We start from the raw sequence: 2,409 nt of genomic DNA, 5'->3' as shown, positions 1-2,409 counted from the left end.
GTAACCGTCCGACGAACACCATTCTTGCGCCGGGTTGATGAGCCGGGCAGTATCCGGGGAGTTGCCCACCACGATGGTGTGCACTTAACCCGGACAAGTGCACACCATCATGGAACCTCTCAAAGATCCCCTCAAGGCCACCAAACGCAGACACAGCGCGGCCTTCAAACGCAAGCTTGTCAAGCTGACAGAGCAGGCCGGCGCCTCGGTCGCGGCCATCGCGCTGGCGCACGGCATCAATGCCAACTTGCTGTTCAAGTGGCGCCGCGCACAGGCTAACCGCCCAGCGCGGCTCAAACCCGTTACGCAGGCCGTGCTGCTGCCGGTCACCATGGATCCCTTGCCACCGGCAAGCGCGATCATCGAGTTGCCAATGCCAGCGCCAGCGGTGCGGGCCAGCCCGGCACGGGCGGCGGCGGCCGGCGTCATCGAAATTGAAGTGGGCGGCGCGCGCGTGCGACTGCGCGGCAGCGTCGATGCGGCCAGTGTGCGCTGCGTGCTCCAAGCCCTGCGGGACGCGTCGTGATCGGTCTGCCGGCGGGTACCCGCGTGTGGCTGGCTGCGGGCCTGACGGACATGCGCCGCGGCTTTGACGGCCTGGCCGCCTTGGTGCAAAGCGCGCTGGCGCTCGATCCCTTCTCGGGCCACGTGTTTGTGTTTCGGGGCCGGCGCGGCGACATCGTCAAACTGCTGTGGTGGGACGGCCAGGGCATGTGCCTGTTTGCCAAGCGCCTGGAGAAGGGCCGCTTCGTCTGGCCGCAGGCCGACTGCGGCGCGGTTTCGCTGACGCCGGCACAGCTGTCCATGCTGCTCGAAGGCATCGACTGGCGCATGCCGGTGCGCACCTGGCAGCCCACGCTCGCCGCCTGAGTTCATGAACGGATGACCTGCTCCCCAAAGGGCATGCACGGGGATCCGGGCGGACGCAACACCACATGCGGGGGCTACCCGCAACCGTGAAACCCCTTCTGTTGGCACGCCGGTTTTGCTGGCAAAGTGATGCCCATGAGTTCACACGCGCTGCTGCTGCAACAGATCGATGCCTTGAAGCAAGGCGCCCTGCAGCGTGACCTGGAGATCAGCGCGCTGCGCCTGGCCCTCGACAAGCTCACGCTGGAGCTGTTTCATCTCAGGCGCATGCGCTACGGGCGCTCGAGCGAGAAGGTGGAAAGCGCGCCGTCAGCAGTAAAGGCGCCTGGCGCTGCACTCGTGCCAAAGGGGGAGGCGGCTCAGGCCGCGCAAAGCGCCCCTGTCGCCGACCTTGAGGAAGCCCGCCACAAGCGCCAGGCGGTGGCCTGCCGCACCGCCCCCCGGCAGTTGCCCGGGCACCTGCCGCGCCAGGAGGTGACGCACCTTCCATCGCCACAATGCACCTGCCCGGGGTGCGGCGCCGGACTGCGCCAGATTGGCCAGGATGCCTCCGAAGTGCTGGAGTACCAGCCTGGCAGCTTCAGGGTCGTGCGCCACGTGCGCCCCAGACTCGCCTGCGCCCGCTGCCACACCATCGTTCAGGCGAGCGCGCCGAGCCGTCCGATCGAGCGCGGCCTGGCCGGCGCCGGCGTCATCACGCAGGTGCTGGTGGGCAAGTTCTGCGACCACCTACCCCTTTACCGCCAGAGCCAGATCTACGCCCGCCAGGGCGTGGTGGTTGAGCGCTCCACGCTGGCGGACTGGGTGGCCGGCGCGGCGCGGCTGCTCCAGCCTTTGGCCAACGCCGTGCGCCGCTACGTCCTGAGCGCGGGCAAGATCCACACCGATGACACGCCCGTGCCAGTCCTGAGCCCGGGCCGGGGCACGACGCGCACGGCCCGGTTGTGGGTGTATGCGCGCGACGACCGCCCCGGCGGCGATGCGTCGCCGCCAGCGGTGTGGTTTCAGTATTCCCCGGACCGCAAGGGCGAGCATCCCAGGGGCCACCTCTCAGGCTTTGCCGGCACCTTGCAGGCCGACGCGTTCGCCGGCTACGACGCCTTGTTTGCCGATGGCCAGGTCGTCGAAGCTGCTTGCTGGGCTCACGCCCGGCGAAAATACTATGAAATCCACAAGGGCCAAGGCGAGATGCCTGGCACGCTGGCGCACCAGGCGCTGCTGCGCATCGGGGCGCTGTACGCCATCGAGAAAGATATTCGGGGCAAATCCGCCGTGGAGCGACAGCGCCAGCGGCAAAGCCGCGCCAAACCCCTGGTCGAGGCGCTGCAGGGCTGGCTCCAGCAAGCCCTGGGCCAGCTCTCGGCCAAGTCGTCCATGGCGCAGGCCATTGGCTACTCGCTCAACCACTGGCAAGCCCTTGTGCGTTTCGTGGACGACGGGCACATCGAGATGGACAACAACGCGGCCGAGCGGGCGCTGCGCGCAGTCGTCCTCGGGCGCAAGAACTACCTGCACTTTGGCTCGGACGCCGGCGGCGAG

The 2,409-nt window shown here is 68.1% G+C and carries 3 protein-coding genes; all 3 read left to right on the top strand.

The window, feature by feature from the left end:
• Positions 1–109: 109 nt before the first annotated feature.
• Positions 110–526 carry an IS66-like element accessory protein TnpA gene (gene tnpA / locus RCH06_RS17745; RefSeq protein WP_036812434.1) on the top strand — a complete coding sequence of 139 codons (417 nt, stop codon included), beginning with the start codon at positions 110–112 and terminating at the stop codon, positions 524–526.
• Positions 523–870 carry an IS66 family insertion sequence element accessory protein TnpB gene (gene tnpB / locus RCH06_RS17740; RefSeq protein WP_036805733.1) on the top strand — a complete coding sequence of 116 codons (348 nt, stop codon included), beginning with the start codon at positions 523–525 and terminating at the stop codon, positions 868–870. Before tnpA ends, tnpB begins: the two co-directional genes overlap by 4 nt.
• A gap of 135 nt (positions 871–1,005) precedes the next feature.
• Positions 1,006–2,409 (top strand): IS66 family transposase (tnpC, locus tag RCH06_RS17735; protein ID WP_327082787.1); only part of this gene is annotated, 1,404 nt, incomplete at its 3' end.

Source organism: Polaromonas sp. CG_9.5, from assembly GCF_035984465.1.
Lineage (GTDB): Bacteria > Pseudomonadota > Gammaproteobacteria > Burkholderiales > Burkholderiaceae_C > Polaromonas.
The sequence above is the reverse complement of the archived record's forward strand: the minus strand, read 5'-3'. Positions and strand labels throughout refer to the sequence as shown.

Excerpts from the sequence above, each read along its gene's own strand:
- tnpA (WP_036812434.1), top strand. The coding sequence starts at position 110 with ATGGAACCTCTCAAAGATCCCCTCAAGGCCACCAAACGCAGACACAGC.